Genomic DNA, 4144 nt, shown 5'->3' with positions numbered 1-4144 from the left:
ACCCTCCGGTCCGAGCGATATGACCGGAACACATCCTTTCGACGAGGCCGTTCACCTCGATGCGATCGACGCGCAGCGCTGGCGCGGCCGGACCCACCACGAGTGGGCCAACATGGTCGGGCCGTTTGGTGGCATCACGACCGCCGTGCTGCTGCGCGCGATCGACGGGCATCCCGACCGCCTCGGCGAACCCTTGGCGCTGACGGTCAATTTCGTCGCTCCCGTTGCCGACGGTGACTTCGACATCGCGGCGCGCGCGGTACGGACCAATCGCACCAACCAGCATTGGATCGCCGAACTCAGCCAGGACGGCGTCGCGAAGACCACGGCGACGTCGGTGTTCGCGACTGCGCGGGAAAGCTGGGCCGACACCGAGGCCCAGCCGCCTTCGGTGCCGGCCCCCGAGGAGCTCACCCGCCTCGACCCCGGCGTCGTGAAGTGGACCCGCCTGTACGACATGCGGTTCGTCGAAGGGGCGATGCCCGTCGAGGACGGGCAACCGAACCCCAGTTCGACGACCACGCTGTGGGTCCGCGACGCCGCGCGCCGCCCACTGGACTACCTGGCACTGGCCGCCCTGGCCGACATCTTCTACCCGCGAGTCTTCCTGCGTCGCGGCGGCTTCGTGCCGTCCGGAACCATCTCGTTGACGTCGTACTTCCACGCCGATCAGCGCCAGCTTGACTCCGTGGGCGACGACTACATCCTGGCCACCGCCCACGCCAACCGCTTCACCGGCGGCTACTTCGACCAGAGCGCACAGCTGTGGAGTCGCGACGGCGCGCTGCTGGTAAGCACCCACCAAATCGTCTACTTCAAGGGTTGACACCGCGATGACGGAACGCCCACTCGAACCCGGCATCATTGACGACGCCGCCTCGCTGCGGGCGATCGAAGCCATCAAGCAACTCAAGGGACGGTACTGCCGGTACCTCGACACCAAGGACTGGCCTGCGTGGCGCGCACTGTTCACCGATGACTTCGTCAGTGACACCTCCGCGGCCGGCGGCGTGGTGATCACCGGCGCCGACGACTTCGTCGCCTTTCTCCGCAAGACCCTGGGGCGGCCGACACAGGTGACCGCCCACCAGGTGCACGCCCCGGAGATCGAGTTGACCTCCGCGACGACCGCGCGCGGCGTCTGGGCGCTGCAAGACGTCGTCCGGTTCGCACCCGGCGTGAGTCTCGTCGGCTACGGCCACTACCACGAGACCTACGAGAACATCGAGGGCCAGTGGCTGATCAAATCTTCGACGCTGACGCGACTGCGCGAAGACATCGCAACGCCGCTGTTCTCCGTCTACCTCTCGCCGCGCATCCGCCGGATCGCGGGCCGCCTCTCCGGTCGGCTGACCCGACAGTAAGGATCGCATGACCGTCGACACCATCCTGGTCACCGGCGCCTTCGGGCAGGTTGGAAAGCGTTGCGTGCAGCTGCTTTTGGAGCGCGGTCGGACTGTTGTCGCGCTGGACCTGCGCACCGACAACACCGTCGCGGTCGAAAAATCGTTGTCCGCCGGCGACGGCACGCTGATCGCGGCCTACACGGACCTGCTGGACGCCGCGGCCGTGCGTGAACTGATCGGCGCCCATCGACCGCAGGCCATCGTCCACCTTGCCGCCGTCGTCTCCCCGCCGTCGTACCGCAATCCCAAGCTGGCGCGCCGGGTCAACGTCGGCGGCACCGAGAACCTGTTGGCGGCGGCGGCGGCCCTGCCGCGCCCACCCCTGTTTCTCCTGGCATCCAGCGCGGCGGTCTACGGGAGCCGCAACCCCTACACGCACCCCGAGCGCATCACTCCCGACACTCCGGTCAACCCCATCGATCAATACGGACAGGACAAGGTGCTGGCCGAGGCGGCGATTCGCGCCAGCGGGCTGCCCTACGCGTTTTACCGCCTCGCCGGCATCATCTCGCCGGACACCCAGGCCGAGATCAACGGCGATCACCTGATCCTGATGCGCTCGATGCCGAGCGACAACCGCATCCACGCCGTGGACGCCCGCGATGTGGCGCTGGCCTTCGCCAACGGGGTCGACCGAGAGGCCACGATCGCCGGCAAGGCCCTGCTTGTTGGCGGCAACGAAACGTACGTGCTGCTGCAGCACCAACTGCAGGACAGCATCATGGCGGCGGTGGGTCTCGGTGGGCTTGGCCCGTCGGCCGGCCTGCCCGGGGACCCCACGGACGAGCGCGGCTGGAGCTTCACCGGTTGGTATGACACCACCGAGGCGCAGGTATTGCTCGACTTCCAGGAACATGACTGGTCCGAGACCGTTGCCTGGCTCGCCGAATCGCAAGGCCTGCGGCGCCAACTGTTGCGCGTCGTGGGGCCGGTGCTGCGCCCTGCCCTGCGAGTGGGCCTGCGGATACAGCGCCAGGTCGAACACCGGGGCCGGTATGCCGACCCCTGGGCCTTCATCGAAAAGACCTACGGGTCAGCGGCTTTGGCCAGCGCAGACCAGAACCCCTAGCGGTCGATCCACGCCATCTGCGACTCGGAGTGGTGAGCTCCCAGCGGCGGGGTCAGCGCGTCGAGCCTGGCCAGCTGCTCCGAGCTCAGTTCCACCGTGTCGGCACCGACGTTTTCCTCCAGGCGCGCAACGCGTTTGGTTCCCGGGATCGGCACGATGTCCGGGCCCTTCGCCAGCACCCAGGCGAGTGCCACCTGCGCGGGCGTCGCCCCCACCTCGTCGGCGATCTCCCGCACCTGCGCCGCACTGCGCACGTTGTGCTCGAAGTTCTCGTCGGAGAACCGAGGGCTCGTCTTGCGGAAATCCGTGTCGGGCAGTTCGTCACGCGAACGGATAGCGCCCGTCAGCAAGCCACGGCCCAGCGGCGAATAGGCCACAAAGCCGATGCCCAATTCGCGCAACGCCGGCAGGATCTCGTCCTCTTGCTCGCGCGTCCACAACGAGTACTCCGATTGGACGGCCGTGACGGGGTGCACCGCGTGCGCCCGCCGAATTGTGTTGACGCCCACCTCGGACAGCCCGATGTGCCCGATCTTGCCTGCGGCGACGAGCTCGGCCAGGGCGCCGACGGTGTCCTCGATGGGTGTCTGACGGTCGAGCCGATGCTGGTAGTAGAGGTCGATGTGGTCGGTCTGCAGCCGCCGCAGCGATCCGTCGACGGCGACGCGGATGCTGTCCGGACTGCTGTCCAGGCCGTCGCGGCCGGTATGCGAGATCATCCCGAATTTGGTTGCCAGAACCACCTGTTCGCGCCGGCCTTGCAGGGCGCGCGCGAGAAGTTCTTCATTGACGAACGGCCCGTAAACCTCGGCCGTGTCGATCAGCGTGACGCCCAGTTCGATCGCGCGGTGCACGGTCCGGATCGACTCGGCGTCGTCGAAGCCACCCATGGCGTAGGCCGCGGACATCCCCATCGCGCCGAGGCCGAGACGCCCGACCTGCAGGTCACCGAGGTGGGCTTGCTTCATGACGCGTCTCCTAAGGGCTTGGGCGATGCCGATCGGGGTACCGTGGCGCTGTGTCTGGCGTCGAGCTTTCCCGGAACTGATGGACCGCGCAACCAGCCCGCGCCCGCAGCGCGACCTGGCGGTCGACTACTACCGCGTGTCGGGCGTGGTGCTGATCGTGTTGGGGCACTGGTTGGCCGGGTCGGTGACCTACCACGACGGTCGATTCGGCCGGCAGAACCCGTTGGTCGACATGCCCTGGACGCAGTGGCTGACCTGGCCCTTCCAAGCCGTTCCCACGTTCTTCCTGGTGGCCGGCTACGCCGGCGCGGTGTCGTGGACGCATCGTCGCGAGACCGACGGGGTGTCAAGCCGGGCGTGGCTGCAGCATCGACTGGCCCGAGTCCTCGGCCCGACCGCGGTATATGTGGGGCTGGTCTCGGTGCTCGTCATCGTGGCGGGCGCCCTCGGGGTCGCGGGCGCGGTGCTGGAGTACGCGGGCTGGGCGGTGGCGATGCACCTGTGGTTCTTGGCCGTGTATCTGGTGGTCGTGTCCCTGACCCCCATTGCCGTTGCCGCGCAACGCCGCTGGGGGCTGCTGGCGCCGTCCGCCCTGGCGGTGGCCGTCGCCGTGGTCGACGCGGTCCGGCTGGGTGGTGTTCGGGGCGCTCAAACAGATCATCGGCTTGTTCCTCGCCGTCTACCTGATCTCCCATGTCGCG

Annotated in this window: 5 protein-coding genes; 4 read left to right on the top strand and 1 reads right to left on the bottom strand. The window is 68.0% G+C overall.

Going from position 1 to position 4144, the window contains the following annotated elements; genetic code table 11:
* Positions 1-19: 19 nt before the first annotated feature.
* The 3 genes from A5714_RS13090 to A5714_RS13080 are packed head-to-tail and all read left to right on the top strand — an operon-like array spanning position 20 to position 2475.
* Complete coding sequence (locus tag A5714_RS13090; protein WP_068285731.1) at positions 20-826, top strand: acyl-CoA thioesterase II; 807 nt, start codon at positions 20-22, stop codon at positions 824-826.
* Positions 827-833: 7 nt separating this feature from the next.
* Positions 834-1364 carry a nuclear transport factor 2 family protein gene (locus tag A5714_RS13085; RefSeq protein ID WP_068285729.1) on the top strand — a complete coding sequence of 177 codons (531 nt, stop codon included), beginning with the start codon at positions 834-836 and terminating at the stop codon, positions 1362-1364.
* A gap of 7 nt (positions 1365-1371) precedes the next feature.
* The gene (locus A5714_RS13080) at positions 1372-2475 is read left to right on the top strand and encodes an NAD(P)-dependent oxidoreductase (protein WP_068285727.1); all 1104 of its coding nucleotides are present in this window, start codon (positions 1372-1374) and stop codon (positions 2473-2475) included.
* Here the strand turns inward: A5714_RS13080 and A5714_RS13075 are convergent.
* Positions 2472-3443, bottom strand: coding sequence for an aldo/keto reductase (locus tag A5714_RS13075; protein ID WP_068068068.1), 972 nt, complete (start codon positions 3441-3443; stop codon positions 2472-2474). The two genes, A5714_RS13080 and A5714_RS13075, sit on opposite strands and share 4 nt — an antisense overlap.
* Before the next feature lie 79 nt (positions 3444-3522).
* Here A5714_RS13075 and A5714_RS13070 point away from each other — a divergent pair.
* Positions 3523-4144, top strand: a 622-nt coding sequence (locus A5714_RS13070) for an acyltransferase (protein ID WP_156747299.1), incomplete at its 3' end; no start/stop codon positions are given.

Origin of the sequence: Mycobacterium sp. E2462 (assembly GCF_001672685.1) — a bacterium.
Lineage (GTDB): Bacteria > Actinomycetota > Actinomycetes > Mycobacteriales > Mycobacteriaceae > Mycobacterium.
This window is presented reverse-complemented; position numbering and strand designations above follow the sequence as displayed.

Bases quoted from the DNA above. Each gene is read 5' to 3' on its own strand.
- A5714_RS13090 (WP_068285731.1), top strand. From the start codon at position 20: ATGACCGGAACACATCCTTTCGACGAGGCCGTTCACCTCGATGCGATC.
- A5714_RS13085 (WP_068285729.1), top strand. From the start codon at position 834: ATGACGGAACGCCCACTCGAACCCGGCATCATTGACGACGCCGCCTCG.
- A5714_RS13080 (WP_068285727.1), top strand. From the start codon at position 1,372: ATGACCGTCGACACCATCCTGGTCACCGGCGCCTTCGGGCAGGTTGGA.
- A5714_RS13075 (WP_068068068.1), bottom strand. From the start codon at position 3,443: ATGAAGCAAGCCCACCTCGGTGACCTGCAGGTCGGGCGTCTCGGCCTC.